Raw genomic sequence first — 26,686 nt, forward strand, 5'->3', positions numbered from 1 at the left:
TCATGGCGGACGTAAATGCAAAAGGCGTTTTAACGGCGCCGATTTTCCAAAATAACCCCATTGCGCTACAAATTCTGGGGATCTGTTCGGCACTGGCGGTAACCACCAGTATGAGCGTATCGCTCGTTATGGCGCTGGCGGTTATCTTTGTTAGTTCGTTATCGAATCTGTTCGTATCTTTGATCAGGAATCATATTCCTTCTTCGATCCGTATCATTGTGCAGATGACGATTATTGCCTCGCTGGTTATCGTGGTCGATCAGATCCTCAAAGCGTATGCCTATGAGATGTCCAAGCAGCTCTCGGTATTCGTTGGCCTGATCATTACCAACTGTATCGTCATGGGGCGTGCGGAAGGCTTTGCGATGTCCAATACGCCGGGCATTTCGTTTTTAGATGGTATCGGCAACGGTCTGGGCTACGGTTTTGTACTGATGGTAGTGGGCTTTGTGCGCGAGCTGCTGGGCTCGGGCAGCGTATTTGGGATTACCATCTTCCAGACTATCCAAAACGGTGGTTGGTACGTTCCCAATGGCCTGCTGTTACTGCCACCTTCGGCGTTCTTCATTATTGGTCTGCTGATCTGGGTGCTGCGTTCCGTAAACCCTGAGCAGGTAGAAGATAATGAGTTCAAAATGAAGGAAAACACCAAGCCCAAGGAGGCCGTGTAACATGGAACATTATCTGAGTCTTTTTGTTGCCTCGGTGTTTGTTGAAAACATGGCGCTGGCCTTCTTCCTGGGGATGTGTACTTTCTTGGCGGTGTCCAAAAAAGTCTCCTCAGCGATTGGCCTGGGTATTGCGGTTATTGTGGTACTGACTGTCACCGTGCCGGTTAACAACCTTGTCTATACCTTCTTGCTACAGGAAGGCGCATTGACCTGGACCGGTATCAGCGGTGCTGAGAATATTGACCTCTCATTCCTTGGGTTGCTCTCTTATATCGGTGTTATTGCTGCGCTGGTACAGATCATGGAGATGTTCCTTGATAAGTACGTGCCGACGCTCTACAACGCGCTAGGGGTGTTCCTGCCGTTGATTACCGTTAACTGCGCCATCCTTGGTGGCGTACTGTTTATGGTTGAGCGTAGCTATAACTTTGGCGAAGCCGTGGTCTATGGCTTTGGCGCGGGCACCGGTTGGGCGCTGGCCATTGCAGCTCTGGCAGGTATTCGTGAAAAGCTGAAGTACAGCGATGTGCCGGGTGGCCTACAAGGCCTGGGCATTACTTTCATCACCGTGGGGCTGATGTCGTTGGGCTTTATGTCCTTCTCGGGCATTCAGCTTTAAGCGCAGCCGGTTTTTCCCAGCGGTGCCAAACACCGCTGGGAAATAGAAAACCTCCAGCAATAGGAAACCGACATGGTTGATACAACAGTCATCTTGCTCGGTGTTGTCATGTTCACGGTCATCGTTATTAGCTTAACGGCGATCATCCTGGCAGCGCGTAGTAAGCTTGTGAGTAGCGGGGACGTGACCATCGAGGTCAACGGCGACCCTGAGCATACCTTAAGCACGCAGGCCGGTGGTAAGCTGCTCAATACCCTTGCTGCTAACGGTATTTTTCTCTCTTCCGCCTGTGGTGGCGGTGGCTCTTGTGCCCAGTGTAAGTGCCGGGTAGAAGAGGGCGGTGGTTCTATTCTGCCCACTGAAGAGTCGCACTTCACCATGCGTGAGAAGAAAGAGGGCTGGCGCCTCTCTTGTCAGGTACCTGTCAAGCAGGACATGAAAATAGAAGTGCCTGAAGAAGTCTTTGGGGTGAAGAAGTGGGAATGCGAAGTTATTGCTAACCCCAATGTTGCCACCTTTATCAAAGAGCTGAATCTCAAGCTGCCAGAGGGTGAGGAAGTGGCCTTCCGCGCCGGTGGCTACGTCCAGCTTGTCGCGCCGCCTTACGATGTCAAGTTCTCTGATTTTGATATTGATGAGGAGTACCGGGGTGATTGGGAAAAATTTGATATGTTCAAAATTTCCCACAAAAATAACGAGGAAGTGATTCGCGCTTACTCCATGGCGAACTACCCGGATGAGAAGGGTATCCTCAAGTTCAATATCCGTATTGCGACACCGCCTCCCGGCACTGACCACCCCCCGGGCTTGATGTCGACTTACGTCTTTAGCCTGAAAGAAGGCGATAAGGTCACCGTGATGGGGCCGTTCGGTGAATTTTTTGCTAAAGATACTGACGCCGAGATGATCTTCATCGGCGGTGGTGCGGGTATGGCGCCGATGCGTAGTCATATCTTCGATCAGCTGAAGCGCTTGAAGTCTGATCGCAAGATTACCTTCTGGTACGGTGCACGCTCCTGGCGTGAAACTTTCTACAACGAAGAGTACGACCAGCTAGCCGAAGAGTTCCCCAACTTTGAGTGGCACCTGGCGCTGTCTGATCCCCAGCCGGAAGATAACTGGGAAGGGCCGACAGGCTTTATCCATAACGTGCTGTACGAAAACTATCTGAAGGATCACCCCGCGCCTGAAGATTGCGAGTACTACATGTGTGGGCCGCCGATGATGAACGCTTCTGTTATCAAGCTACTGCTGGATATGGGCGTTGAGCCGGAAAATATCCTGTTGGATGATTTCGGTGGCTAATTACTCGATGTAACTCGAGCGCAGCGTTAAGCGGGGCTGGCCTTTTGGCTGGCCCCGTTTTTTGTAAGCCTGTGCGAAGAAGTGGGCGCGATGATAGGCAGTGTTAATGACCCATCACAGCGCTGATAAGTAAGGCTCGGCTAAGGTATAATGGTGGTAATGAGGAGAGACCGTGAGGCACTTATCACGACAGCTGTTGTCGTCAGGTAAGGCTAATAATTTAAAGCGAAGCGATGTAAAGCTGGGAGGTTGATATGACTATTTGGCTACTGGTATTCGGTTTCATGGCGCTGATTATGGGTGCGATGGCCGTGGGCGTCATTATGGGTCGCAAACCGATTGCCGGTTCATGCGGTGGTTTGAATCAAATCGGCATGAAAGATGGCTGCGATATTTGCGGCGGCAAAGATGAGGTTTGTGAAGAAGAGAACCGGAAGCGTGGTGGCGTGCGCCGCCGTAGCGATGAGAGCCGCGGTGCCGATTTGGGCTACGATGCTACACGCCGGTAAATATGGCGTAGCTATAAAGGCATGTAGGTGTAGGTAGCCGCCCATTCGCAGCAAATTTATGCGTAAATCATGCGTGTGGAAGGGTGTGTATTTAACAGGGAACAGGGAACAGGGGACGCAGTGAGTATGGCGGTTCACAATTACGATGTGGTGGTGATCGGTACGGGGCCTGCGGGGGAAAGCGCTGCTATCAATGCTGCCAAGCATGGCAAGCGCGTCGCGATCATAGAGAAGCAGGCGCAGGTCGGTGGCAACTGTACCCACTGGGGTACCATTCCTTCCAAAGCGTTGCGCCATCAGGTCAAACAGATCATGGCCTTCAATACCAACCGTATGTTCCGCGATATTGGTGAGCCACGCTGGTTCTCTTTTCCCAAAGTAATGGAGCGCTCACGCGGCACCATCGATAAGCAGGTCGAAATGCGCACCACCTTCTATGCGCGTAACCGTATCGACCTGTTCCACGGCGTCGCCCGATTTAAGGATGAGCACACCTTAGTAGTGCGTGACAGTCAGGAAGGTATGGAAGAACTAGTGGCTAAAAAAGTTGTGATAGCCACCGGTTCGCGCCCTTATCGTCCCGCGGATATAAACTTCCGCCATCCGCGTATTTACTGCTCTGACACCATATTGAGCCTGTTGCACACCCCGCGTACTCTAGTGATTTTCGGTGCTGGGGTGATTGGCTGTGAATACGCCTCGATCTTTTCGGGCTTGGGTGTCAAAGTTGATCTAATTAATAACCGTGACAGCCTGCTGTCGTTTCTAGACGATGAGATTAGCGATGCGCTCTCTTACCATTTGCGCAAGCACGGTGTGTTAGTGCGTCATAATGAAGAATATGAGAGCGTGGAGGGTGATGACTCAGGCGTTGTTGTGCGCCTTCAGTCAGGCAAGAAAATTCGCGCAGATGCTTTTTTGTGGGCCAATGGGCGCACTGGCAATACCGACAGTTTAGGCCTTGAGAACATAGGTTTAACCGCCAATGGGCGCGGGCAGTTAAGCGTCGATGAGCATTATCGTACCGAAGTTCCACACATCTACGCAGCGGGCGATGTGATCGGCTGGCCGAGTCTGGCGAGCGCTGCTTACGATCAAGGCCTGAATTCGTGCAATGAACTGCTCGATAAAGAGTATCGCTTTGTCAGTGATGTGCCCACCGGGATTTATACCATCCCCGAGATTAGCTCGTTTGGCCCCAATGAGAGAGAGCTCACGGAAGCAAAAGTGCCTTACGAGGTAGGTAAAGCCTTCTTTAAAGATACCGCCAGGGCGCAGATTACCGGTGATACCGTGGGTATGCTGAAAATTCTTTTCCATCAGGACACCCTGGAAATATTAGGGATTCACTGCTTTGGTGACCAGGCCTCAGAAATTTTGCATATCGGGCAAGCAATCATGCAGCAAGAAGGCGAGGCCAATACGCTCAAGTACTTTGTGAATACCACCTTTAACTACCCCACCATGGCAGAAGCATATCGAGTGGCTGCGCAGAACGGTTTAAACCGGGTTTTCTAATCGGGGCTTCCTTGTTCCGCCGAAGTTTAAGAGTCGCTGGACTCGTGAATAAGCGTCTGGGCGTAAGTTTGTGGGTCGTTATAAGGTGAGGGGTCATTAGGGGGCAATAGGCTTTCAACACGGTTGCGCCCCAGTGCCTTGGCTTGGTAGAGCGCTTTGTCAGCAAACGAATAAAGCTGTTCAAACGTCAGCGAGCCGCTTTGGCACGTCGTCACGCCGATGCTAATGGTTGGGTTGGCGTGAAGGTCTATACCACTCATGGTCTTAACTTCAATTTCTCGGCGCAGCCGTTCTGCTGCCTGTAGCGCATCATGGGTAGCCGTGTTAGGCATCAATAAACAAAACTCCTCGCCACCAATTCTTGCTAATGTGTCCGATGGACGGCACAGCAAGCGAAGCTGTTGACTAATCTGGCGCAAAACCTCATCGCCGGTAGGGTGCCCATAAGTGTCGTTGACTTGTTTGAAGTGGTCGATATCCAACAGCATTAAGCTGAGCGGTGCCTGATCACGCCGTGCCTGGGTGATCGTGGCTAAAGCGACATTGACCAAATGGCGTCGGTTATATAGCCCGGTCAGCTCATCGGTCAGAAGTTGCTGATGCATGACTGTGCGCTGACGGCGCAGGTAAATAACCGCCAAACAAAGTGTGGTCGCCGCACTCACCATCAGCACCAGTAGCACACTCACAGCGATCGACAGGCGCTGCATGATCAAACGCTGTTGATTGGCAATGGTGTGAACGTCTTCCAAAAGTTGATTATACAACCATACTTGAGAGGCACCGATCTCCATGGCCGTGCGCTGGAGCGCTTCGATCAGCTCTGGACGCCGCTGGGCCTGGCGTGTTTGTTGGGTTAACTCAACAAGGTGGTTATTAAGCTTATTGAAATAGCTATTGAGATACTCGACATCCTCAATGAGATAACGATGGCGTTCAATACTGCCCTGGATGTTATCTAAATGTTGTTTGGAAAGGGCAATAAAATAATCGATATATTCGATATGCTCGCTATCAGGCCGGCGGCTGCCTTCCTCTAGCGCGGCCCGTAATTGAGGTGTCGCTTGCTGAGCCAGCACAATGTCGCTGATCAACGTGGTGTAGTCGGCACTGGCTTTTTGACACGCACTGTAAACGTAGCTACCCAATACCACGGACATTGCGCAGAGTATGACAGCAAAAATGGATGCAAAGCGCCCGCCAGGCTGACGAAAAAAGAGAGGCATCATCCTGAGATAATCAACGAGCTGGCAGTAACGATGCCCCTCTTTGCATACTGCCGAGTAGGCGCAAGTTCGTTGGTAAAGAAAGTGTGGTCATCAAAAGAGTGCTTCCGTAGCAAAGGCCAGTTCTGCATGGCACCTCTCCCGTTAATGGTTAGGTAATCCAATGAACAGCTTCAAGACATCATCCTTATGCAACTTAAGCACTCGGTTGCCATATATGCCATCCCACAACTTTACTAATTGCAGGATCATACTTGTGCTCGTTATTATTAATAATATTGTTAGTATTTGATATTTAATCGTTATTTAGAGAGTCTAAGGCTAAGCGTGCTTTTTCCTGCCAGTTACCCTCAAGGGAGGCGGCCTGCGTTAACGCTTCGCGAGCCGCATCTGGGGACTCGTTTTGCAGCAGTAAAAGACCCAGATTTAGCCATGCGGCACCCATTTCTTCATCAAGTTCGGTTGCTCGCTTAAAAGCTTGTCGGGCGTTGTCGGGCTGCTGGTCAGCATAAAGTGCGTTGCCCAACGCAAACTGCCCAATTGCGTTAGCAGGATGACGCGCCACAAACGCTTGCCAGCTTGAAAGCGTTGCACGTGGCCCGTGGGTCTCTTCATAGGCGCTAATCGCTTCTAGGGCATTACGGGCGGTAATGCCCTCAGGCAGCGTACCTGGTTCAGCCACTACAAACCCCCAGCGCTCGGTGCGGGCCCAGGTGGCATCGAAGCGGCTAAACGACAGCGTATGCCGCTCAATTTCTCCGCTGCGCAGAATAAGCGTTTCATTGGGTAAGTCGTAGCCAATGGCAACGGCGTAGTGCCACATTGGGTAAATTGGCAATGACAAATTCTGCATGACCACCACCGGGTCGCCCGCCGCCAAATGGTTTAACAAGGCATCCATGGTGCCGCGTATAGGATACGCGAGCTGCTTATGCCGCCGCACCGTAGCGAGCATTTCTGGCTGTACGCTGCCATCGCGCCCGGGCAGAAATACCTGAGGAATTAGCTCGTCAACGCCAGTGTCGACACCCTGATGGTTGAGCACCATCGCCAGCGTGGCAGGGCCGCACTGATATTCCGTTTGGGCATAAAACGGCACGCTGGCGATTTCTGTATGGGGCGGTAGCGCTTGATAGGTGCTTTGCAGTAATACCGGGTTTCGGGCACAGCCACTAAGGAGTAGCAGCATAATAAAAACGCCCGCAAAGCGGGCGTTAGTAAGCAGGTAGGTCATGTGCTGCCTATTGATTAACGAGTAAACGGGTAGACGTCGGTTAGGCCGAGGATATCGGTGACCAGCAAAATAATGAAAACGGCGAATAGAGCGCCTACAACGCCAGCACCGGCCGGCAGTTGTTCAAGCTGTTCCGCCATCTGCTGCGCTTCAGCATCGCTTAGGGCGGCAACACGAGCTTCGACTTCATCCAGATCAACACCCTGCTTCAGCAACTGATCTTGCACATCGGCGCGGGCCAGAATCTCGTTGATACGCTCGCGATCTGAGCCAGCACGGTCAGCTTCCAAAACAGATTGGGTGGAGACCAAATCCATGGCTTGAGGCGCAGCGGGGGCAGCAGCAACGGGTAAACTGGTAATAACGAGCGCCGCAATCAGCAGGGTAGAGAGGTAAGCACGCAATGTTTTCATCGTCTTCTTCCTTATAGACTAGTCGGGATGGGTCAAGCTTTTTTTATGGCTTGAATCAGCAGTATAGAAACTATTGAAGTGATTTTTAAGCCTAACGATGCAAAGTACACATTATTTGCACTTAACCCTGTTGGCTAGCCATGGGCATTAACGCGGTAAGTCCAGGCGGTTTCGGATAACAATCCGCGTCCACCGGCCATGGTCATCGCCAAATCGTGCAGGCCAGGCCACAGCGGCACTGCTGCTGCGCCTTTAACGGCTAAATCGAGGCGTTGCGCCATTAACAGCAATTTATGCAGCCGTTTCATGGGCAGGCGGCCAATCGCTTTCTGGTAAGCCGGGCGGCGTTTATCGAAGATCATCGGTTTTTGGGTTTTGCAGGCGTGCTCAAAACTTTGCCCCTGATCCAGGTGCTGGTGTAATGAGAGCAGAGTGCGTAGCTCCCGGCTAAGCGCCCACAGCACAATAGGCGCCTCAACGCCTTCACTGCGCAGACCATTGACAATGCGCGAGGCGCGGTTGGGTTCGCCTTTCAAGCAGGCATCGGCTAAATTGAAGACATCAAAGCGGGTGCTGTCTTCCACGCCCTGGGCGATGCTCTCGACGTTCAGGCGTGTGCCCTGGGGGTGAATCAGCGCCAGTTTTTGCAGCTCCTGGTCTGCGGCCAGCAGATTGCCTTCGGTGCGCTCACCCAATAGGCGTGCTGCTTCCAGATCAATTTGTAGCCCGTGGAGTGAAGCGCGATCCCGCAACCAATAGCCTAAGCGAGAGGCATCCACTGGCCATACCGGTACAAACAGGCCGTGCTTATCCAGGGTTTTAAACCAGGCGCTTTTCTGCTGCTTGGCGTCTAGCTTGCCCATGCCAATAAGTAGAACGTCATCGCTGTTATCCAGGGTTTCAGCGTATTGCGCTAACGCTTTGCTGCCTTCCTGGCCTAACTTGTGATTGCCTAGGCGCAACTCCAGCAGCTTGCTGGTCGCAAACAGCGAGAGATTGCTCGACATCTCCATCAAGCGGCCCCAGGCGAAATTGGGCTCCACATCGAGCACTTCACGCTCTTCAACGCCCGCCTGACGTGCGGCAGCCCTTACAGCATCGCAGGCGTCGCGATGCTGTAAGGGCTCATCTCCCGCTACGATGACAACCCGGGGCAGCTTCTTTGCCAACGCAGCGGGCAACTGATCAGCAAATACCTTCACTGCATGCCCTCAACGTAAGTCAGGCGCTCAATGATTTGCAGTGATAGCTGGCGGGCAAGTGTTTGTTCTGCTTCCATCATCAGCGTTTCGCGGTTAAGAAGGTCGTCATCGCTGACGCGAATACGGGTATCAGTCGACAGCGTCTCGCTATTGATGTGATAAGCGTTGGACGCCCGCTCTTGAACAGAAAGCCTGGCACTAAGCGTCAGCTCGTGTTCGCGGCTTGCCCTGCCATCGCCGCCTAATCGGCGCTCGGCTAAGACAGGCGTGCCCAAGGTGACCCGCCAGGGCGCATCAGAGGCTACCCGGGTTCCTAACTGCTGAAGGCGCGAAGCCACCTGCTGGGCGACGGCACTGTTGGTGTCGCCTTCTAAGGCTATGGGGGGCAGCGTAGGCAGCGACTCAGTGCCACGAAGCCGAAACCCACAGCCGCTGAGCAGCACCGCCGCCGAAACGGCGATGCCTGCACTTAAGCTAGTGGTTAGAAAGCTGCGTCGGTTCATCCGCTCACCACGATGTTGACCAGTTTGCCGGGCACCACGATCACTTTACGTACGGTGTTCCCCTCAAGGAAACGCTGGACATTTTCATGCGCCATCGCCAGTTCCTCAATGGACGCTTTATCAGCGCTAGCGGGTACTTCAAGGCGCGCGCGCAGCTTGCCGTTGACCTGTACCACCAGCTCAATAGTGTCGCGGGTAAGGGCGGATTCATCCACCTTCGGCCAGGTCGCTTCGATAGCGGGGTCGGAGTGCCCCAGCGCTTCCCAGAGACTATGGCACAGGTGCGGGGTGATCGGCGAGAGCAGCAGCACGCAGGCTTCCAGTGCTTCACGACTCACCGCCAGGCCAAGCTCGGAAGTGTCTTCGAACTTGCCAATGGCGTTGGATAGCTCCATCACCGCGGCAATGGCGGTATTGAAGGTGGTGCGGCGGCCAATGTCGTCGCTGGCTTTCTTGATCGTCTCGTGGGTTTTGCGACGCAGCGCTTTTTGGTCGTCGTTAAGTGCGCTGGTATCCAACGTGCCGGGAGTGCCCGCGGCCAAGTGCTCATTGACCTGACGCCATAGACGCTTGAGGAAGCGGTGGGCGCCTTCAACGCCGGAATCCGACCACTCCAGGGACTGCTCAGGCGGTGCGGCAAACATCATAAACAGGCGCACGGTATCAGCACCGAACTTGTCGATCATCGACTGCGGGTCAACGCCGTTGTTTTTCGACTTGGACATCTTCTCGATGCCGCCCATCTCCACCGGCTCGCCATCGCTCATCAGAACGGCGCTAAGGGGGCGGCCTTTCTCGTCGCGCTTCACTTCCACGTCAGCAGGGTTAAACCACTGCTTGCCGCCGTTATCGGTAGGGCGGTAGAAGGTTTCGGCGATCACCATGCCTTGGGTCAACAGCTGCTGGAACGGTTCGTCGGAATCCACCAAGCCAAAGTCACGCATTAGCTTGTGGAAGAAACGCGCATACAACAGGTGCAAAATGGCGTGTTCGATGCCACCAATGTAGAGATCCACCGGCAGCCAGTAGTTGGCGCGCTCATCCAGCATCGCCTCAGTGTTATCGGCACAGCAGAAGCGTGCGTAGTACCAGGAGGACTCCATAAAGGTGTCGAAGGTGTCGGTTTCCCGAGTCCAGCCATCGCCCAGATCAGAGAATGCCGGCATCTTTTTCAGCGGCGAGCCAGACGCATCCACAGTCACTTCCATGGGCAGCGATACCGGCAGCTCGTCGTCGGTGAGTGGCACGGTTTGACCTTCCGGGCCGTATTTCACCGGAATCGGCGCGCCCCAGTAGCGCTGGCGGGCGACGCCCCAGTCGCGTAGGCGGAAGTTGGTTTTAACTTCGCCGCGGCCAAGTTCGGCCAGCTTCGCGGCAATGGCATCGAACGCTTGCTCAAAGCCGAGCCCGTCGAACTCACCGGAATTCACCACCGTGCCGTACTCGGCGTAAGCCGCTTCGGAAATATCCGCGGGCTGGCCGCTCTCGTCGGCAATTACCGCTTTAATGGGGATACCGTACTTGGTGGCAAACTCCCAATCGCGCTGGTCGTGGCCGGGCACCGCCATCACCGCACCGGTACCAAACTCCATTAACACGAAGTTAGCCACGTAAACGGGCACTTCATCGCCGGTCAGCGGGTGAACTGCCCTATGCCCGGTGAGCATGCCTTTCTTCTCTTTGGTGGCCATTTCGGCTTCAGTGGTACCACCTTTGGCACACTCATCGCAGAAGGCTGCCAGCTCGCTATTCTGCTCGGCTGCCTGCTTGGCCAATGGGTGGCCAGCGGCAACGGCTACATAGGTCACGCCTAACAGCGTATCCGGGCGGGTGGTATAGACCGCTAGCGGCTCATTGGCTTGGCCATCAGCGTCTTTAACATCAAAGGTCATCTCGACGCCGCGGGATTTACCAATCCAGTTGCGCTGCATGGTTTTGACCTGCTCGGGCCACTCGACTTTATCCAGGTCGGCCAGCAGCTCATCGGCATAGTCGGTAATCTTCAAGAACCACAGCGGGATCTCTTTACGCTCAACCAAGGCGCCGGAACGCCAGCCACGGCCCTCGATAACCTGCTCATTGGCGAGTACCGTCTGATCGACCGGATCCCAATTGACCGTCGACATCTTCTTATACACCAAGCCTTTTTCCACTAGCTTGGTGAAGAACCACTGCTCCCAGCGGTAGTAGCTGGTATCGCAGGTGGCGAACTCACGGTTCCAGTCGTAGGCAAAGCCCAGCGCCTTCAACTGATTGCGCATGTAGTCGATGTTTTGGTAGGTCCACTTGGCGGGCGGCACCTGGTTCTGGATGGCGGCGTTTTCTGCGGGCATACCAAACGCATCCCAGCCCATGGGCTGCATGACATTTTTACCCTGCATGCGCTGGAACCGGGACACAACGTCGCCGATAGTGTAGTTACGCACGTGGCCCATGTGCAGCTTGCCGCTGGGGTAGGGGAACATGGAGAGGCAGTAGAACTTCTCCTTGTTGGCATCCTCTACGGCTTTGAAGCACTGATGTTTGTCCCAGTATTGCTGGGCGTCGCGTTCGATTTCACGAGGGCTGTAGTGTGCGTCCATCGGTTTATTAATGCCTTGGCGTATTCGCCCAAAAGGGGCGCAAAGTGAATGTTAGATGACCACTGTCAGATAAGTGAGGTCGATTGTATCCTATGCAGGTGTATCCTTGAACGGTAAGCCGATGATAGGTAACTGCACGCGTCGACAAAAGGAGAGGCACCATGAGTGATCAACAGAATGACAATCGCCTACGCGAAGGCTACGAACGCTTGCTAGAGCGGATGCAGGGGGGCGCTAACGAGCTAACCTGGGAAAACTTGCAGAAGGATCTGGACGACGCGGTGGAGTTTGAAGCGGAGCTGGAAGAGTACACCAAGGACGAGCTGGCCTTGCTGCGCGCCTGGGTCGAGCGTGACCTGAAAGATATGCGCTACTACATGGCCGACACCGGCAAGCAGGTGGCCAGCTGGTTGGGCATCGATATCGACGGCCTTTCCCGCCGCGTGGCGGAGTCGCTGCTGTCGATTGCTGACCGCAGCGTAGTCGAGCGCGAACGCTTCGAGGAAGATCTAGAAGCCGCCCGTGCCGACTACTGCGAAGGCGAAATGGCCGCACCCGGCCTAATGGCCTGCACCCACTGCGATGCCCAGGTAATGCTGCCCACCGTTGCCAGGCTGGAACCCTGCCACCAGTGTGGCCACCGTTACTTCTACCGCTTCCCCAGTAAAATCATTGAGACCTGATCGATTAGGTAACCAGTAAGCTGACGCCTGCGATCGCCCCCAGCGAAAGCAGGCTCATCACCGCCGCGTAGAGCAGGTTATTTTTCATCATCCGGTAACCGCTCACCCCGTAGCGCCCCTGCAGTGAAAGATTAATCCCCGAAAGCGGGCCCACGCTGGTGCCCACCGCCCACGAGGTTAACGCCACAAACGCAAACACGGTCTGTTCGCCGCCCTGCAAATTGAGGATCGACGCCAGCACCGAGACGCCAATAATCGGGTGCAGGCCTGCCAGTGCACTAAGCGTGATCGCCGCAAAGCTAAGCATCGCCTGCGGCGCCCCAAAGCGTGTGAACAGCGTCCAGTCGCTGCCAGCCGCAGCCGTGACCAGCGTCGAAAGGCCAATGGTTAATAACCCCGCCGCCAAAAACAGCGAAATCTCCCCGGGCATGGCGGGTAGCCGCGTGGTGGTGTGCTGACGAATGCGCCGTAGAGTAAATTTGGGCCCATGGGGGAGGTTACTTAGCAGCGCAACGCTAGGCAGCAGAAAGGTAATAATACTGACAATGGTCAGGGTAGGGGTAAGCACAAAGTGAAACAGCATCACCAACGCCGCCATACCCACCGGCATAAACAGACTACGCGGTGCCAGTGAGTAGCCATCGACCTCGCTGAGATCAAACCGACGCCTAAGCTCCAGGGTGGTTAACAGCCCTGACAGCATCGCCATGGGAAAGCCCACCACGGCAATCTGCGCATACTCAACGTCGGGCACTAGCGCTATCACTACACCCATGGAGGCAAAAAACGGAGACCATAGCGCCGCGCTACTCAGCCCCCGGTTAAGAGCCAGCAACTGCGGAGTGGTGAGTGGCCCACGCCGGGCCAGCTTATCGCCGACCATAAACACGGTAGAGAGATTTAAAATCGTGCCCAGAAAGTGAACGCCCAGCCAGGTGCGCAAAATACCGCCCGCCCCAGTCACTCGGCTTCCGGTTGCGCCCTTATTGCCTTGCTTACCGATCAGCGAGATAAAGCTAACGCTCACCAGCATCGCCGCCACAAACGAATTGCCCTGCAACATGGCAGACCAATCGACATCCGCACCATACACAAACCGCGCCACCAGAAGCATGCCCGCCCCCAACGCAATCAGTACGGCCGCCTGAATGCGCGAACGACGAGGAATATCCCGCCACAGCAACACAACTGCCGCCCACAGCAAATAGCTCACCGCAGGGGCAGTGCTCAACCAGCCGGTAAAACCAATAATTTGCGCGATCAAACCAAGCAAAATCAGCACGCCTGCCAAGCGCTGCCGAAAAGTCGTCTCTTGCATGCCAAACCCTTAATAGTGAATTAGCAGGCTAATCGGATTTGCGAAGGAAGGCCAGCAGTAAGCAGAGAGTGAGGAGTAGCTGCTTTTCGTAGCGCGCGGTAACGAGCGAGGCAGTGCCTTTGGTTGGCGCTAATCCATGCATAGCCACATTTTGTAGCGCGTGGTAACGAATCTGCGAGGAACGAGCAAATGAGGCACCCGCGGGAGCATCGCGAAGCGATGCCAGATCCATGCAACTAACGAGCCGTTGCCCTCAGAGAGGAAACACTTTTTTTCATCGATACGTGACCTAATCAAAATTTATGAATAAGGTATGATTAATGCGTCAAACACGGTTGCAACTGGAACGTTCTAACGTAACCCAGGTGTGCCATGGCGGTAGCGTGGTTTCGTTTTAGCTCATTAGCCTAAAGGGCTGCGCACACCGGCAAATTCCTCCCTCAGGCCAGGGTGGCCATCAAATTCATAGGCCCACACACTCGATTTAACACGCGCACAACCTCTTCGTAAGACAGCACGACAGGCAATCGACGCGGGCGTTTAGCTCGCGAAAGGCGCCAATATCACCCAATGGCATATCAAGGATATGGCGATACAGAAATACTAAAGCATTTAGCGCCTGGTTTTGTGTAGCCGCAGCCACATATCGCTCTACGGCAAGGTGCTCCAGAAAAGCCTGGACTTCAGAAGGGCCCATACTGGCAGGGTGACGCAACCCATGATAACGAATGAAGTAACGTATCCAGTAATCGTATGTTTTTTCAGTACGTGGGCTATAGCGCTTTACCCGCATAACAGCTTTGACACGATTCATTAGTTTCGGAGGCCCGCTTTGCATATCCATTTGGTTTCTATCCCCTGATGGTGGATATGCATACAGTATTATTGAGCTTGGTAAAACGTGTGAGCATGCGAATTCTGCAAATCCAGCCTAATTAATATTAATTTAATTTAAAATCATGTGGTTATGCACAAAAAGGTAGGCTACATTTACTAAGTAAACATGCTGGCGCGTCCATCCAATCATAGGACGCGCCGTCTAATACCTGTTAAATTTACAGGAGTAGATTTTGACTAAAGATGAATTTGATGAACTATATCTATTTCTTCGTCAGGAGGTTTCTGCCGCCGGGCTAAGTCAAGTAGATCAAGTTATTGACATGGAATTTACCCGCAACCTAGACGGCAAAGAGTCTGTTGAAAGATATACTGAGTGCTTATTGAGGATGCTGAAAGAGCGAAATACTAAAATTGGTGACTCTATACTCGACCTCCTCAATTACTCTATCAATACCAAGTCGGGAAAACCAATCAAAGACATTGAAGTGTTATTTTCCCAAGAAGAATCTAAGCGTTACAGCAAACAGTCTGAAAACATTCGCAAAGGCAAAGACTATTCAGCCTTAATATCCAGAATAGAGAGCTTTAATTACAAACTCTCTCAAACTCCAGAAAACACACCAAGAGGGCCAAGCAATGGACCTAGCTTCCCTTAAAAATGAGATAGTTAACATGCTTCAAGAAAATGTTGGAGCATCTGAAGAATTGGATTATCAAGTCATAAAAGACGATGAGAAAGCTGGAAAGCTTTACGAAGCATATGTATTAGCGTCAGTTTGTAGCTCTTTGAAGAATAAGGAAGGTTTGCGACTAGAGTTAAGCGTTGGCGAGAAAATCTACCTGAAGCGTGGTACAGGGCCAATAAATAGGGCTTACCCCTGCATAGAGGCGTATCGCGATGATGAGTTGGTGGCTGAAATTTGGACTGACGTGTGCTTTATATCTCAGAGTTACTTAAGGACCTCGAAGTATTTTCGGTCAACAACACCTCAGTATGGTGACTATCATGAGCTGGATATCCTTATGGTCGAACCGAACTTAGATTCTTACCCACTACCAGAAAAAATCTGGCTAGGTGTTGAGTGTAAAAATACCGGAATGAGGAAGGGTATATTAAAAGAAATACTAGGCGTCAGAAGAGAATTGAGTTTTATCAGCGAATCAAGAAACACAAAGTTCAAAAAGTGGCCTCAAACCGAAGCGAGGTCTAATCCTCCTTGTTGTTTAATGCTCTACTCAAGTGATGAGGCAGTTGAAAAGTATAGAAATTCCGGTAATTTTTACGACATTAAGTTCATACATCAAGAAATAGAATGAAATTTAACAAACAAAGCCAGCGGATGCTTCGCACCGCTGCTTTGGGCGTTAAATTGCACTAGTCATGGAGAGGGCTGGAAATTTGTGGGATTTACTGAGTAAAAATAGCTTTCTTGGCGCATTAGTGTCTGGTTTGCTAATTCTTCTAGTAGGCTGGCTCATTAATTTAGCCGTTACTAATTATCGCTCCAACCGAGTCTACAATATTCTGCAAAGTGGACTGTCCGAAAAGAAAAAGAGCTATTTACCCACAGCTTACTTGTCATCAAAAACTGGTTACACGCAATCTCAAATTGAATCGCTTTGTAGTCATCACAAAAAAATAGTACGAAACGAAAAGGAGCTTGAGTCATGGCGCGTAAAATAATTTCCGTGCAATTTAACAAGTTGCTGTTGTCGCCGCTACGCGGCTGGGACAGCCTACACGCCGCTTCGCTCTGTTTCGGCTGCCCCAAAGCAAAGCGTTATGCCGATTCAGGCATGTTACAGATACTCTATTTTTATTATTAGTCATGAATATGTTGAAACCTAAATACCAACAGCTCTCAATCACTTCTATTGAACAATCTTTAGAAATTAAAGAATGGCTAGCTCAATTTAGTGATGGACAGAAAGTAATTGCTAAAACACTTTTGAGTCGATTGAATTTTGTTTCACGTGACGAGTATTCGCACTGGCTTCGTAGGTCTATAGAACAGCTGCCACCCAATAAAAAATATGCTCTATATTCAATTAGAAAATTAGATTCAGATGAAGAAAGCTATTGGGATTCTTCTGGCGCACCTACGTTAAGGCCTGCAACCTCTCAGGGCAGTGAGGATTTAGTTTATTCACTGATCTCGAATCTAGTTCGGTCTAACAAGAAATACCTTCTAGATCATCCAGCCATTTCGGATTTAAAATCAAACAAAATAAGAAACCTCGTTCTTATTGATGATTCTATAGGTAGTGGTGATCGAGTATCGAGTTTTATAAATGCGATACTAGAGAATCCAACATTTTTAAGTTGGTGGAGCTTTGGCTGGATTAAAATAACCATTATTTGCTTCGCTAGGCCGAACGCTTCAGAGAAACGAATTGTCGACTGCATTCGTGGTTCGGATCATGGAAAAAGAAAATTTCGAAAATCATCAAAAATCGAATTTATTAGTGAATTTGTCTACAACGAGAGATGGTTAGAAGAGCGCTGGGGAAAGAATTACAAACAGATAGTAGAACTTTGTAGGAATCAAACAAAAGTAGGTAAATGGGCTCGCTTAGGTTACGGTGAAGTTTTATCTAATTTGATTTTTTATCACAGTGTTCCTAATAACACTCCCGGCATTCTATGGTTTAGTAATAACAAATGGCAAGGATTGTTGACTGGCCGTGTCTTACCCAGTTGGCTGATAGATTTACTGAATGGTAATGCTGTAGAAAAATATACCACTTCAACAAGCGCGCCTATATCAAATGAATTGTTAAGCCTTCTATCTCTTGTGAAGAGAGGAGTGAGAAGAGTTTCGAGTATAGCAATCAGGCTTAATGTCGATCATCATTATGCTGATAAGCTTATTGAGCATGCAGGAAGATTAGGCTACTTAACACCTAACCTTCGATTAACAAAAGCGGGTATAGATATACTCAAACAAACGAATGAACCTCTAGATCTACCAAAATGGGACTATAGCCTGTATATTCCAAGCTCGTGGTGTGCTGGCCAAGCAAACATTCAGCCGTCGACTGGTAAGGTGCTCTCATCTTTATCATCGACAGATTCTGCAAAAGCTTTGGCTTTTGCGGATGGGGATGTCGGAGAGGCATCTCTGGAAAGATCTGACGCTAAGGCGGCTGCGCCGCCCTTCAGTGTCATGCCTCAATCACCTTCGGTGTCTCGGGAAAGCCATGACACTGATGGCCCCCTGGGCTCAAAGGAGAGGTGAATGGAAGCTTGGTCAGTACACCATCTATCTAAAGCAGCACAATCATCTCTCGATGAGCCATCTGTTACTCACTTGAAAGCTTATGCTCAGAGCCTTCAACGATCTGGTATTCCTGTAATTTTTACTCTTGGCCACCTATCAAAGATTGTAGGTGTAGATTATTCAGTCCTACGCATGACGGTGGAGCGCCGCAGAGAAAGTGCTAACTACCGCATGTTTGCTATTAAAAAGCGCTCAGGCGGGAGGCGTCACATACACTCAGTTACTGGAGAGTTGCTACGGACACAACAATTCATTAATTCTGAGATTTTACAGAAATTTGATCCTCACTCTGCGTCATTTGCCTTTCACCCTAAAGGAGGTGTTCGGAATTGTGCTTCAAAGCATTGTGGTGCCCGATGGATGTTTCAATACGACTTGGCTGACTTTTTTCATTCAATCGACGAATCAGATGTTTATAGTATATTTTCAGGTATGGGGTATCGACCTTTACTAGCTTTTGAGATGGCTAGGGTTTGTACCACCCTTCGACTTCCAAAGCACTTAATGCATTTGCTGAACATGCCCAACCGCTCAAGCTTTGGGAAAAATTACACCTTATATCAGAAGGTTGTAGATGTTCGAGGTTTTGGTGCACTTCCAAGCCCATCCCCTATGGGAGTGTTACCGCAGGGTGCACCTACGAGTCCAATGCTCAGCAACTTAGCAGCGTATAAACTTGATATAGAATTGACAGAATTTGCGGATAATCATGGCTTGATTTACACACGATATGCTGATGATTTGACATTTTCTTCTATTGAAAATTTTCCTAAAGAGTTATCTATTGGTGATATTCATCGCTCAGTAATTGGAATTATTCGAAAAAACAAGTTTATAGAAAATAGGAAAAAAACAAGAGTCGCCGGTCCTGGTTCGAAGAAAACAGTTCTTGGACTTCTGGTTGATGGTGATTTGCCAAGGTTATCGAAAGAAACATACAAACGCATAGATAGGCATTTATATGCAATTAAAAAGTATGGAATTACGGCTGTTTCTAATTATGAAAAGTTTGACACCCCTCTCGGGTTCTACAACCACCTAGCTGGTTTGGTAGCATTCGTTAAGGACGTTGACATTCAAAGGTGGAATGAATTCCATAGCCGGTTTTCAAGTATTAACTCACCGACAAAAATCAATGACTAAGAGCCTTGCCAAATATTTAGGCATAACAAGTGGCAGCACGGTGACCGCTTTTCCGCCGCGCTGCGGCTCCAAATCGGCACGTGTGCCAAGCGTTATACATCAGATTTAGTCTGGAGTAAGGAAGCCGGAATGACTAGACCAAAGCAACATCATTATTTGCCCGAATCTTATCAATATCAGTTTGTTGATTCTGATAATCGAATTCACTTTCTAGATAAAATTTCCGGTCGTGTACAAAAAACGATACCTAAATCTTTTGGTAAAGAGAAAGATTTATATACTCTAGAAAAACCACCTGAGGGAAAACAACCTACATACATTGAAAATCCCACTTTATCAGGTGTCGATGGGAATTATCCTGAATTAGTAAAAAAGCTAGAGGGAGAGGACTTCTCTGCATTGGATAAGCGTAACCTTGCACGTTACTTAGGTTACCTTAGGAACAGAACTCCTTCTTATTTCAAGCTTATTGAGCAGGTGTCGCAAGAAGTCTCGTTAAAGGATATCTATCAGGAAGTTGTCCTGGATGATGAGAAGCTAAAGCTTTATCAAAATGAAGCTCTATTTGATATGTCTAGCGAAGAAGCCTTTGTAGAGCAGGCTATTAATCATATAGGCACTGACAAGGATCATATTCTCAATACATTCTTAAGATCATCTCCTGAGTTTGCCGAATTAATAGATTGTTGCGATTGGGATGTCATGATTTCTCGGTCGATACCATTTATCTCATCGGATAAAGCATTTGCGAAAGCCGAAGATGAATTATTCTTCGTCGACCAAGGTAGAACGATATACAAGCGCTACTTTTTAATACCATTGTCTTCATCTATTTGCCTGCGATTAAGCGGTGATAACTCTAGGCTTTCTAAACGAATTGTAGCAGATGAGGAAATTTTAGACGTGAATGAGTGTATTTCATACTGCGCAGAAAGATGGATAATCGGAAGTTCTGAAGAGGTTTTATTAAATTCACATAATGCATCTAAAGCTTTGTTGGCTGAAGAAGCTGTAAATGATGTCATTTCGATGCTTACTCGTGATGAAGTATAACAATAAACTAAACGCGGATTCGGTTTGCGGTCACGCGTTTTGCAAAAACACGCAAAACAACATGCCAGCAAGCCTCACCGGTTAGTTAGGCGTTATGCCACAAAAAATAAGGGTTTTGGATGAATCGTTATATTAATATTGCGCTGAATAAGTTTGAATCCGTGCCGGTTTCGTTGCGTTTAGATCCAAACCAAGATATTGCAGCCGAGAAGTGCCTAGTTGATTTAGCCCGGCTTTACCATCACTACTACTTAGACTCTTATGGAAGAAGACCTCCATATCCTGATCCATCACAATTTGAGTATTTGCGGTTCCTAGCTGAAACAGGGGACTTTCGTATACTATGTGGCGGAATAGGTGATTCTACTGCAAAAAAAAGACATGCATCCACTGAGCTAGGCCAAGCTTTTTGCAGGTGGTTCCTTTGCGAACATCTAAACATCACGTACTTTGCACATATGGATAAAGTGCTTGATAAAGATCCAGTTGATGAGTTTGAAGGCTTCAAAGTACTACGAGTTGAAAATGGAGATGCACCTGATTACCTGTGTGCAGAAAATATGTACTCTGTATATCTTGCTGAAGCAAAGGGTCGCTACAAATCTATAAATTTTAAAAATAAAGATTTTGAAACGTGGCGTAAGCAATTTTCAAGAGTTGAAGTCAGAGATAAAGATAATATACTTCGCAGTGTTAAAGGTTATATTGTTGGAACAAGATTTGCAAAAGAAGAAAACTCCAGTTCAGTTAAGTCGGGTGTTTTTGCAGAAGACCCACAAAGCCCAGGCGATCTCAAACTTGATGATTTTACTGCGAGTCAAGTTTATAGAAAAATCCAAAAGATTCACTTTGCCGATATTTTTGAAAAGCTGAATCAGCCTCTGGTTGCTGCTGCGTTGATCATGAACTCTGTAATTTCTGATCAACTGAGAATTCAAGCAGTTACGTGGAGGCTAGCCTTGGATTCTGTTGGGCAGATGGAGTTTGTAGGTGGCTACTGGAAGACCTCTCCAGGAGATTTACCTTTCAGTTTAAAACAAGATGGTTCTATAAGTACTTATCCACCTGATCCATTTAGATTGGATCATGGTCGAGGTGTATTTATCGGATTAGAGCGAAAAGTATTTGAATCTGTGTGTCGCTCTGTTAGAACCAATGAAGCTGAGAAGAGATCAATCGCACAGCCTATCAAGGATATCCCGCCATTCTACAGCGCTATCAGCTTGCTTCGTGACGGTTCCATTCTTGGACCAGCGGGATTTTTTATACCGACGGGCTTTATAGAAGTATAAAGGATATGATCATAACAAATGAATGAAACCGACCAAATTTACGCTGCCGCTCCAAATTGGCAGCTTATTCAAGCGTTGAGCCTGTAGAAAAACCCCGCTGACGGCTAAGTTTTGGTAGGATCGAAAAAAACAGACGAGGAGTGGTCAGCATGCCCCGCTTCAAGACTTATAACTACGATCAGAACGCCATGGTGGTGATCAACTACCAGGATCAGCTCCAACCAGGTACCTTTGAACACGCCGTGCACTACCTGATCGAGCACAAGCTCGACTTATCCGTTTTCCATCCCAAGTACCGCAACGATGCGACCGGTCGGCTGTCCTATGATCCGTCCATCCTGCTTAAGATTATCCTGTTTGCTTACTCAAAAGGCATCACCTCCAGTCGCGAGATGCAGTGGAGCTGCGAGACCAATATCATTTTCAAAGCCCTTTCCTGCGATACCGTTCCCCACTTCACCACCCTGGCAAGCTTCGTCAGTCGCCATTCCGATGAGATTGAAGCACTATTCGAACAAGTGCTGCTGGTGTGCCACGAACAAGGCTTGTTGGGTAACGAGCTCTTTGCGATTGATGGCTGCAAGATGTCCTCCGACGCCTCCAAAGAGTGGTCTGGCACGTTCAAAGAATTGGGCGAGAAACGGGACAAGTTGAGAGGTCTGATTCGGCATCACCTACTGGAGCACTACGCGCGTGATGAAGCCGAAACGGAAGCCGATCTGGATCGAGATATCCGACGGGCCAAGACGATTCTCTCGCTAGATGCCGCCATGAACAAAGTGGATCGTTTCCTAAAGATGCACAGCCCAAGGATGGGCCGGGGGAAGCGAATCAAGGAAGTGAAGAGCAATCTGACCGATAGCGAAAGTGCCAAAATGACCACCAGCAAGGGCACGATCCAGGGCTATAACGGCGTAGCCACGGTGGATAAAAAACACCAAATCATCATTGCTGCGCAGGCCTTTGTCGAAGGCCAGGAACACCACACTTTGCAGCACGTACTGGAAACGGTCGAAGCCCGTTTTAAGAAGCTAGGAATTGCGGAAAACATCTACCAGAAAGGCACCGTCGTTACCGCGGATACCGGCTTCGCAAATGACAAATTTATCGGGAATAAATTTGAACAGCCGCAGGCTGGCCCGAAGAGCGAGTCTCATGGATGAGACGAGTAAACCCAATATGAAGTACCTGCACGAACAGCAGATCAATGGCTATATCCCTGATAATCAGTTCCGCAGCCGAGATCCGAAATTCGCCGAGCAGAAAAACAAATACGGCAAGCGTCACCAGAACTTACCAGATAAAGGCTGGCGAGAGACGACGCCCGCCAGCGCGTTCCAGTTTGATCCGGTAGAGCTAACGTGTATTTGCCCAACTGGCGAAAAAACTGTCCTATCGCGGGCAACGAGAAACTGACAATGGCAAGATCCGGGTACACTTTGAAGGGCGCTTGCTGCAATGTCGGCTCTGCCCAAAGAAATACCGATACATGCGGAACCTGAGCTCGGCCGATCATCGCAACGGCGCAGGGCGACAAGTGTCTTTTGTTATCGAGAACAAATGCTTACCCAATTACACCGATTAGATGAAACACCGAGTGGATAGCCCGAAGGGCAAGGGAATCTACAGCCATTGCATGTCAATCGTAGAGCCGGTATTCGGCAACATTGGTACGACGAAAAGACTGAACCGCTTCAGCCTTCGGGGTAAGCAAAAGGTGCAAGGTCAGTGGCAGCTCTACTGCTTGGTGCACAATATTGAGAAGTTAGCGAATTATGGTCATTTGGTCGCGTCATGAAGGGCTTAGAGCGGGATAAGTTGCTTTTTAAGAGCAACAGACCGTCTTCAACAAGCTTTGGCTGGGTGCTCAAGTGGCTAAATGCCGATATTAAGATTACTCACCCAGATGACTGGCTGTGCAAGCAAATTAGGACGAGAGGTGGTAGAGACGGCTCGAAATCGGGTTTTTCTACAGCCTCGCTAGAATTTAAGGAGGTTTTCGTGAGGTGTTTGGTTGTGGTATCACACCCTTTAGAGGATAGTTTGTGCCATTACTTAGCGGCCCAGACAGTTGAGCATTTAGCCTTAAATGGTTATCAAATTACTCTTCTTGATCTGTATAAAAAGAACTTTGAGCCTGCGCTAACTCAGCAGGAAAGGAAAAGTTATTATCGAGATAATTTTAATGACGATCTACTTGCAAATGAAATTGAGCAATTAAAGCAGGCCCAATCATTGGTGTTGGTGTTCCCTACATGGTGGTTTGGTTTTCCAGCAATTCTAAAAGGGTGGTTTGATCGAGTATGGGCGCCGGGGCATGCATATAATCATGCATCTGATTTAGGGGCTATTACTCCACTTTTAGATAACTTGAAAGAAGTAAAAGTTATTACCACTCTTGGTTCACCTTGGTGGGTTGACAAGTTAGTGCTTCGGCAGCCAGTAAAACGTGTGCTAAAAACCGCTCTGCTAGGTGCATGTACAAAACGCTGCAAGTTCGATATGTTGTCACTGTATAAGAGCGAAAGAGCATCAAAAAAACGTGTTGAATCTTTCGTAAGAAAAATAAAAGGTAAGTTTTAGTGGTGATAAAAATTCTAACAAGGAAAATGCACCTGGAAAGGCAAAGTCGCCGCTCATTGCTCGCTCTGCTTTTTCCTGCCGGTGATTCGCGGCGTTAGGATTGCTATGAAACTCAATAGGGGGTTCCAATGAAAAGCAAGTTCCATTATAAAGCTTGGGCCAACGCAGAGATGCTAGATACCGTAGCACAGATAGATGAGGAACAATATCCGGAGGAAAGGGAACATGCGGTTCGCTTGATGAATCATACCTACGTTGTAGATCGCATTTTTGCTGCCCACTTATGTGCTAAAGAACATCAATTTCAAGGTACGAACACGCCGGAGACACCAACTATTGATCAGCTTCGTAAAAATATCTTTGAGTCTGATAGTTGGTACCAGCAATATGTGTCAGAGCTAGGTGAGGAGAAGTTCAGAGAGTCGATTTCCTTCACGTTCACCGATGGAGATAGAGGCACCATGACGCGCGAAGAAATGCTGTTTCATATACTCGCTCATGGCGCATACCATCGCGGCAACGTGGGCATGATTCTGTCTTCTTGCGGAATCGAGCGCCCTAAAGATACTTTCACCCGCTTTTTGCACCTGACCGAGGAAAGTTGTCGTGAGCAGATCTAACCAGGCGCATCACTGGAAGCCAAAAGCAGCGCACTCCGTGCGCCATTTTCGGCTCCTGTGTGCTTGATGCTGAGGCTGTAGAATAACCTCACTGACTGCTAAGTTTGGTAGGTTCGAGAAAACATACTCGGAGTGATCAGCATGCCGCGCTTCAAACCCTATAACCACGATTAGAACGCTATGGTGGTGATCAGCTACCTAGATCAGTCCCAACCAGGCACCTTTGAACACGCTGTGCACTACCTGATCGAGAACAAACTCGACTTGTCTGTCCATTGCAAGGGAGCTGGCTGACAAGTGTCTTTTATTATCGAGAATAAACGCTTACCCAATTACACCGACTGGATAGCCCGAAGGCAAAGAAATCTACAGCCATTGCATGTCAATCGTAGAGCCGGTATTCGGCAATATTGGCACGACGAAAAGACTGAACCGCTTCAGCCTTCGGGGTAAGCAAAAGGTGCAAGGTCAGTGGCAACTCTACTGCTTGGTGCACAATATTGAGAAGTTAGCGAATTACGGTCACTTAGCCGCGACATGAAGGGCTTAGAGCGGGATAAGTTGCTTTTTAAGAGCAAAAGACCGTCTTCAACAAGCTTTGGTTGGGAGCTCAAGTGGCTGAATGCTGATATTAGTATTACCCAACCAGGTGACTGGCTGGGTAAATGAATTAGGACGACTGGCGGTGAAGTGAGCTCTAAACCGGGTTTTTCTACAGTCTCGTTATGGAAACGGAAACAACGATGTCATCAGTCCCACAATCAAAAGATGAGCTGCTTTCAGCTATAAACTCGATATTTCCTAAGCTGATGGCTGACTATCGAGTTGTTCCTGAATCACTGTCACGCAAATGTGAAGTTGCAGGAAACGTAAAAGGAACACAAATTAGCATCTGTGACACCGTCGCTTATCTTATTGGTTGGGGGAAATTAGTATTAAAGTGGTATGGTTTGAAATCCCGAGGCTCACCAGTGGACTTCCCTGAAACGGGTTATAAATGGAATCAACTTGGTCTGCTGGCTGTCAGTTTTCAAGAACAGTACAGCAACTGGAAATACAAAGACTTACTCAATGAACTGGACTCAACGATAAGTGAGCTAATCGCGTTAGTTTCAAGTTTAAGCAACGATGAATTGTATGAACGAACGTGGTACGAGAAATGGACGTTGGGACGTATGATCCAGTTCAATACATCTTCACCTATGAAAAATATACGAATTAAAATTAGACGGTTTAATAAAAATAACGGGCTGCAGTGAAAAATTTACATAACAAAGCATTGCAGCATAGCATTCCATGCTTGTCTTGCTGTTCCACATATAAATCATTTGCTAATGTCGTTTTTAGGGTCTTGCCTTGGGCGCCATTTCGATTTACCTCGAATCATCTCGCCTCATCGAACCGCGCATCATCACTGATCTTGCCTGCCTTTCGATTCATGAGGATCACTCCTGAATTTCCCATCGATTTTCAAAGTTCACACCACCAGTCTCTCGACCATCAAAACGATCGAGTGGATCTCCTGGATACGGTCGGCGTAGCCGAAGTGAGGAACCTGAACTTCCACGTCAGCGAGCCCCGCCAATTTCAATTCCATGGGGCTTCCTTTGGGCGAGCATGGCTGACGAGGATACCAAGCCTACATGCCGATGCTTTCGATGCTGAACCAGAACGTGACATGTGCCGGCTGGATAGCCAATCGTCACCTTGCTAGCCTAGTGTGAGCGAAGCATACTATCGAATTACCACGCGAGCCCACCTCCAGCATGAATGCACCGTGAATTTCGAGATGATTCTGATCATCGCCTGTGCCTATCTTGTGGCTGCCTTCGTCAAAGGGGCGACCGGTCTGGGCTTCTCAACATCCGCGCTACCCATCCTCGCGCTTGGGCTGGGCCTCAAATCCGCCATGCCGCTGGTCATCATTCCCTCGCTGGTGAGCAACGCCATCGTGATGATGCAGGCGACGTCACCCCATCTTCAGTAGCACCTGGGTTTAGAGTCAGAAGTAACTTTATCGTGTTTTACCACCAGTTGCTCGGCATAGGCTGACGGTGTCAGCCCTCCAAGGCTCTTCTTCGGTCTTTCTTC

29 protein-coding genes are annotated in these 26,686 nt (G+C 49.4%); 21 read left to right on the forward strand and 8 right to left on the reverse strand.

Annotated features, from left to right (window positions below; translation table 11 throughout):
- Positions 1-2: 2 nt before the first annotated feature.
- The 5 genes from QT231_RS13035 to sthA all read left to right on the forward strand — a co-directional run bounded on the left by QT231_RS13035 (position 3) and on the right by sthA (position 4,622).
- Positions 3-671, forward strand: a complete 669-nt coding sequence (locus tag QT231_RS13035) for an NADH:ubiquinone reductase (Na(+)-transporting) subunit D (RefSeq protein WP_308337287.1) — start codon at positions 3-5, stop codon at positions 669-671.
- A 1-nt stretch (position 672) separates the two neighbouring features.
- Positions 673-1,290: an NADH:ubiquinone reductase (Na(+)-transporting) subunit E gene (nqrE, locus tag QT231_RS13040; RefSeq protein WP_064233451.1), complete on the forward strand. Its 618-nt coding sequence runs from the start codon at positions 673-675 to the stop codon at positions 1,288-1,290.
- Between the two features lie 72 nt (positions 1,291-1,362).
- Complete coding sequence (gene nqrF, locus QT231_RS13045) at positions 1,363-2,595, forward strand: NADH:ubiquinone reductase (Na(+)-transporting) subunit F (protein ID WP_308337289.1); 1,233 nt, start codon at positions 1,363-1,365, stop codon at positions 2,593-2,595.
- A 254-nt stretch (positions 2,596-2,849) separates the two neighbouring features.
- Positions 2,850-3,104 carry a (Na+)-NQR maturation NqrM gene (nqrM, locus tag QT231_RS13050; protein ID WP_022523176.1) on the forward strand — a complete coding sequence of 85 codons (255 nt, stop codon included), beginning with the start codon at positions 2,850-2,852 and terminating at the stop codon, positions 3,102-3,104.
- Positions 3,105-3,230: 126 nt separating this feature from the next.
- Complete coding sequence (gene sthA / locus QT231_RS13055) at positions 3,231-4,622, forward strand: Si-specific NAD(P)(+) transhydrogenase (protein WP_308337290.1); 1,392 nt, start codon at positions 3,231-3,233, stop codon at positions 4,620-4,622.
- A gap of 26 nt (positions 4,623-4,648) precedes the next feature.
- Here the strand turns inward: sthA and QT231_RS13060 are convergent, their stop codons facing one another.
- The 6 genes from QT231_RS13060 to leuS all read right to left on the reverse strand — a co-directional run bounded on the left by QT231_RS13060 (position 4,649) and on the right by leuS (position 11,782).
- Positions 4,649-5,851 carry a GGDEF domain-containing protein gene (locus tag QT231_RS13060; RefSeq protein ID WP_308337291.1) on the reverse strand — a complete coding sequence of 401 codons (1,203 nt, stop codon included), beginning with the start codon at positions 5,849-5,851 and terminating at the stop codon, positions 4,649-4,651.
- 292 nt (positions 5,852-6,143) lie between these two features.
- Positions 6,144-7,082: a PA2778 family cysteine peptidase gene (locus QT231_RS13065; RefSeq protein ID WP_308337292.1), complete on the reverse strand. Its 939-nt coding sequence runs from the start codon at positions 7,080-7,082 to the stop codon at positions 6,144-6,146.
- A 14-nt stretch (positions 7,083-7,096) separates the two neighbouring features.
- Positions 7,097-7,495, reverse strand: coding sequence for a PA2779 family protein (locus QT231_RS13070; RefSeq protein ID WP_308337293.1), 399 nt, complete (start codon positions 7,493-7,495; stop codon positions 7,097-7,099).
- A gap of 134 nt (positions 7,496-7,629) precedes the next feature.
- Positions 7,630-8,697 (reverse strand): DNA polymerase III subunit delta, encoded by a 1,068-nt coding sequence (gene holA, locus QT231_RS13075; protein ID WP_308337294.1) that lies wholly within the window; start codon positions 8,695-8,697, stop codon positions 7,630-7,632.
- Positions 8,694-9,200 (reverse strand): hypothetical protein, encoded by a 507-nt coding sequence (locus tag QT231_RS13080; protein WP_308337295.1) that lies wholly within the window; start codon positions 9,198-9,200, stop codon positions 8,694-8,696. The genes holA and QT231_RS13080 overlap by 4 nt, the downstream gene beginning before the upstream one ends.
- Positions 9,197-11,782, reverse strand: a complete 2,586-nt coding sequence (gene leuS / locus QT231_RS13085; RefSeq protein WP_308337296.1) for a leucine--tRNA ligase — start codon at positions 11,780-11,782, stop codon at positions 9,197-9,199. The genes QT231_RS13080 and leuS overlap by 4 nt, the downstream gene beginning before the upstream one ends.
- Positions 11,783-11,943: 161 nt before the next feature.
- Here leuS and QT231_RS13090 point away from each other — a divergent pair, with 161 nt between their 5' ends.
- Positions 11,944-12,465, forward strand: coding sequence for a zinc ribbon-containing protein (locus QT231_RS13090; RefSeq protein ID WP_308337297.1), 522 nt, complete (start codon positions 11,944-11,946; stop codon positions 12,463-12,465).
- A 4-nt stretch (positions 12,466-12,469) separates the two neighbouring features.
- Here QT231_RS13090 and QT231_RS13095 read toward each other — a convergent pair whose 3' ends face one another.
- Both QT231_RS13095 and QT231_RS24310 read right to left on the reverse strand, forming a co-directional pair.
- Positions 12,470-13,783, reverse strand: coding sequence for a hypothetical protein (locus QT231_RS13095; RefSeq protein WP_308337298.1), 1,314 nt, complete (start codon positions 13,781-13,783; stop codon positions 12,470-12,472).
- 484 nt (positions 13,784-14,267) lie between these two features.
- The gene (locus tag QT231_RS24310; RefSeq protein WP_374694391.1) at positions 14,268-14,627 is read right to left on the reverse strand and encodes a phage integrase N-terminal SAM-like domain-containing protein; all 360 of its coding nucleotides are present in this window, start codon (positions 14,625-14,627) and stop codon (positions 14,268-14,270) included.
- Positions 14,628-14,853: 226 nt separating this feature from the next.
- On the opposite strand from QT231_RS24310, the gene QT231_RS13100 reads away from it, so the two are divergent.
- From QT231_RS13100 to QT231_RS13170, 15 genes are all read left to right on the forward strand, one after another.
- Positions 14,854-15,279, forward strand: coding sequence for a hypothetical protein (locus QT231_RS13100; protein WP_308337299.1), 426 nt, complete (start codon positions 14,854-14,856; stop codon positions 15,277-15,279).
- Entirely contained in the window at positions 15,260-15,940 is a 681-nt protein-coding gene (locus QT231_RS13105) for a hypothetical protein (protein WP_308337300.1), read from the forward strand. Before QT231_RS13100 ends, QT231_RS13105 begins: the two co-directional genes overlap by 20 nt.
- Positions 15,941-16,291: 351 nt before the next feature.
- Positions 16,292-16,450 (forward strand): hypothetical protein, encoded by a 159-nt coding sequence (locus QT231_RS13110; RefSeq protein ID WP_308337301.1) that lies wholly within the window; start codon positions 16,292-16,294, stop codon positions 16,448-16,450.
- Between the two features lie 8 nt (positions 16,451-16,458).
- Complete coding sequence (locus tag QT231_RS13115) at positions 16,459-17,862, forward strand: hypothetical protein (RefSeq protein WP_308337302.1); 1,404 nt, start codon at positions 16,459-16,461, stop codon at positions 17,860-17,862.
- Positions 17,863-19,047, forward strand: a complete 1,185-nt coding sequence (locus QT231_RS13120; RefSeq protein WP_308337303.1) for a reverse transcriptase family protein — start codon at positions 17,863-17,865, stop codon at positions 19,045-19,047.
- Positions 19,048-19,176: 129 nt separating this feature from the next.
- Positions 19,177-20,100: a DUF4238 domain-containing protein gene (locus QT231_RS13125; RefSeq protein ID WP_308337304.1), complete on the forward strand. Its 924-nt coding sequence runs from the start codon at positions 19,177-19,179 to the stop codon at positions 20,098-20,100.
- A gap of 119 nt (positions 20,101-20,219) precedes the next feature.
- A complete protein-coding gene (locus tag QT231_RS13130) occupies positions 20,220-21,392 on the forward strand; it encodes a hypothetical protein (RefSeq protein WP_308337305.1) in 1,173 nt (390 codons plus the stop codon).
- A 149-nt stretch (positions 21,393-21,541) separates the two neighbouring features.
- Positions 21,542-22,555 (forward strand): transposase, encoded by a 1,014-nt coding sequence (locus tag QT231_RS13135; RefSeq protein WP_308337306.1) that lies wholly within the window; start codon positions 21,542-21,544, stop codon positions 22,553-22,555.
- On the forward strand, positions 22,548-22,808 hold the full coding sequence (locus tag QT231_RS13140) for a hypothetical protein (RefSeq protein WP_308337307.1): 261 nt from the start codon (positions 22,548-22,550) through the stop codon (positions 22,806-22,808). The genes QT231_RS13135 and QT231_RS13140 overlap by 8 nt, the downstream gene beginning before the upstream one ends.
- 220 nt (positions 22,809-23,028) lie before the next feature.
- Positions 23,029-23,190 (forward strand): transposase, encoded by a 162-nt coding sequence (locus tag QT231_RS13145; protein ID WP_308337308.1) that lies wholly within the window; start codon positions 23,029-23,031, stop codon positions 23,188-23,190.
- A gap of 218 nt (positions 23,191-23,408) precedes the next feature.
- Positions 23,409-23,975: an NAD(P)H-dependent oxidoreductase gene (locus QT231_RS13150; RefSeq protein ID WP_308337309.1), complete on the forward strand. Its 567-nt coding sequence runs from the start codon at positions 23,409-23,411 to the stop codon at positions 23,973-23,975.
- Between the two features lie 128 nt (positions 23,976-24,103).
- Positions 24,104-24,595 (forward strand): DinB family protein, encoded by a 492-nt coding sequence (locus tag QT231_RS13155; RefSeq protein ID WP_308337310.1) that lies wholly within the window; start codon positions 24,104-24,106, stop codon positions 24,593-24,595.
- A 379-nt stretch (positions 24,596-24,974) separates the two neighbouring features.
- Complete coding sequence (locus QT231_RS13160) at positions 24,975-25,136, forward strand: transposase (RefSeq protein WP_308337311.1); 162 nt, start codon at positions 24,975-24,977, stop codon at positions 25,134-25,136.
- 202 nt (positions 25,137-25,338) lie between these two features.
- A complete protein-coding gene (locus QT231_RS13165) occupies positions 25,339-25,854 on the forward strand; it encodes a ClbS/DfsB family four-helix bundle protein (protein ID WP_308337312.1) in 516 nt (171 codons plus the stop codon).
- 518 nt (positions 25,855-26,372) lie between these two features.
- Positions 26,373-26,582, forward strand: a complete 210-nt coding sequence (locus QT231_RS13170; protein WP_308337313.1) for a hypothetical protein — start codon at positions 26,373-26,375, stop codon at positions 26,580-26,582.
- Positions 26,583-26,686 lie beyond the last annotated feature (104 nt).

The organism is Halomonas sp. SpR1 (assembly GCF_031010175.1).
In the GTDB taxonomy this organism is placed as follows: domain Bacteria; phylum Pseudomonadota; class Gammaproteobacteria; order Pseudomonadales; family Halomonadaceae; genus Vreelandella.

What these genes read in the sequence shown, in the direction of transcription:
- QT231_RS13035 (WP_308337287.1), top strand. Translation starts at nt 3, where the DNA reads ATGGCGGACGTAAATGCAAAAGGCGTTTTAACGGCGCCGATTTTCCAA.
- nqrE (WP_064233451.1), top strand. Translation starts at nt 673, where the DNA reads ATGGAACATTATCTGAGTCTTTTTGTTGCCTCGGTGTTTGTTGAAAAC.
- nqrF (WP_308337289.1), top strand. Translation starts at nt 1,363, where the DNA reads ATGGTTGATACAACAGTCATCTTGCTCGGTGTTGTCATGTTCACGGTC.
- nqrM (WP_022523176.1), top strand. Translation starts at nt 2,850, where the DNA reads ATGACTATTTGGCTACTGGTATTCGGTTTCATGGCGCTGATTATGGGT.
- sthA (WP_308337290.1), top strand. Translation starts at nt 3,231, where the DNA reads ATGGCGGTTCACAATTACGATGTGGTGGTGATCGGTACGGGGCCTGCG.
- QT231_RS13060 (WP_308337291.1), bottom strand. Translation starts at nt 5,851, where the DNA reads ATGATGCCTCTCTTTTTTCGTCAGCCTGGCGGGCGCTTTGCATCCATT.
- QT231_RS13065 (WP_308337292.1), bottom strand. Translation starts at nt 7,082, where the DNA reads ATGACCTACCTGCTTACTAACGCCCGCTTTGCGGGCGTTTTTATTATG.
- QT231_RS13070 (WP_308337293.1), bottom strand. Translation starts at nt 7,495, where the DNA reads ATGAAAACATTGCGTGCTTACCTCTCTACCCTGCTGATTGCGGCGCTC.
- QT231_RS13080 (WP_308337295.1), bottom strand. Translation starts at nt 9,200, where the DNA reads ATGAACCGACGCAGCTTTCTAACCACTAGCTTAAGTGCAGGCATCGCC.
- leuS (WP_308337296.1), bottom strand. Translation starts at nt 11,782, where the DNA reads ATGGACGCACACTACAGCCCTCGTGAAATCGAACGCGACGCCCAGCAA.
- QT231_RS13090 (WP_308337297.1), top strand. Translation starts at nt 11,944, where the DNA reads ATGAGTGATCAACAGAATGACAATCGCCTACGCGAAGGCTACGAACGC.
- QT231_RS13095 (WP_308337298.1), bottom strand. Translation starts at nt 13,783, where the DNA reads ATGCAAGAGACGACTTTTCGGCAGCGCTTGGCAGGCGTGCTGATTTTG.
- QT231_RS24310 (WP_374694391.1), bottom strand. Translation starts at nt 14,627, where the DNA reads ATGGATATGCAAAGCGGGCCTCCGAAACTAATGAATCGTGTCAAAGCT.
- QT231_RS13105 (WP_308337300.1), top strand. Translation starts at nt 15,260, where the DNA reads ATGGACCTAGCTTCCCTTAAAAATGAGATAGTTAACATGCTTCAAGAA.
- QT231_RS13110 (WP_308337301.1), top strand. Translation starts at nt 16,292, where the DNA reads ATGGCGCGTAAAATAATTTCCGTGCAATTTAACAAGTTGCTGTTGTCG.
- QT231_RS13115 (WP_308337302.1), top strand. Translation starts at nt 16,459, where the DNA reads ATGTTGAAACCTAAATACCAACAGCTCTCAATCACTTCTATTGAACAA.
- QT231_RS13120 (WP_308337303.1), top strand. Translation starts at nt 17,863, where the DNA reads ATGGAAGCTTGGTCAGTACACCATCTATCTAAAGCAGCACAATCATCT.
- QT231_RS13125 (WP_308337304.1), top strand. Translation starts at nt 19,177, where the DNA reads ATGACTAGACCAAAGCAACATCATTATTTGCCCGAATCTTATCAATAT.
- QT231_RS13130 (WP_308337305.1), top strand. Translation starts at nt 20,220, where the DNA reads ATGAATCGTTATATTAATATTGCGCTGAATAAGTTTGAATCCGTGCCG.
- QT231_RS13135 (WP_308337306.1), top strand. Translation starts at nt 21,542, where the DNA reads ATGCCCCGCTTCAAGACTTATAACTACGATCAGAACGCCATGGTGGTG.
- QT231_RS13140 (WP_308337307.1), top strand. Translation starts at nt 22,548, where the DNA reads ATGGATGAGACGAGTAAACCCAATATGAAGTACCTGCACGAACAGCAG.
- QT231_RS13145 (WP_308337308.1), top strand. Translation starts at nt 23,029, where the DNA reads ATGTCAATCGTAGAGCCGGTATTCGGCAACATTGGTACGACGAAAAGA.
- QT231_RS13155 (WP_308337310.1), top strand. Translation starts at nt 24,104, where the DNA reads ATGAAAAGCAAGTTCCATTATAAAGCTTGGGCCAACGCAGAGATGCTA.
- QT231_RS13160 (WP_308337311.1), top strand. Translation starts at nt 24,975, where the DNA reads ATGTCAATCGTAGAGCCGGTATTCGGCAATATTGGCACGACGAAAAGA.
- QT231_RS13165 (WP_308337312.1), top strand. Translation starts at nt 25,339, where the DNA reads ATGTCATCAGTCCCACAATCAAAAGATGAGCTGCTTTCAGCTATAAAC.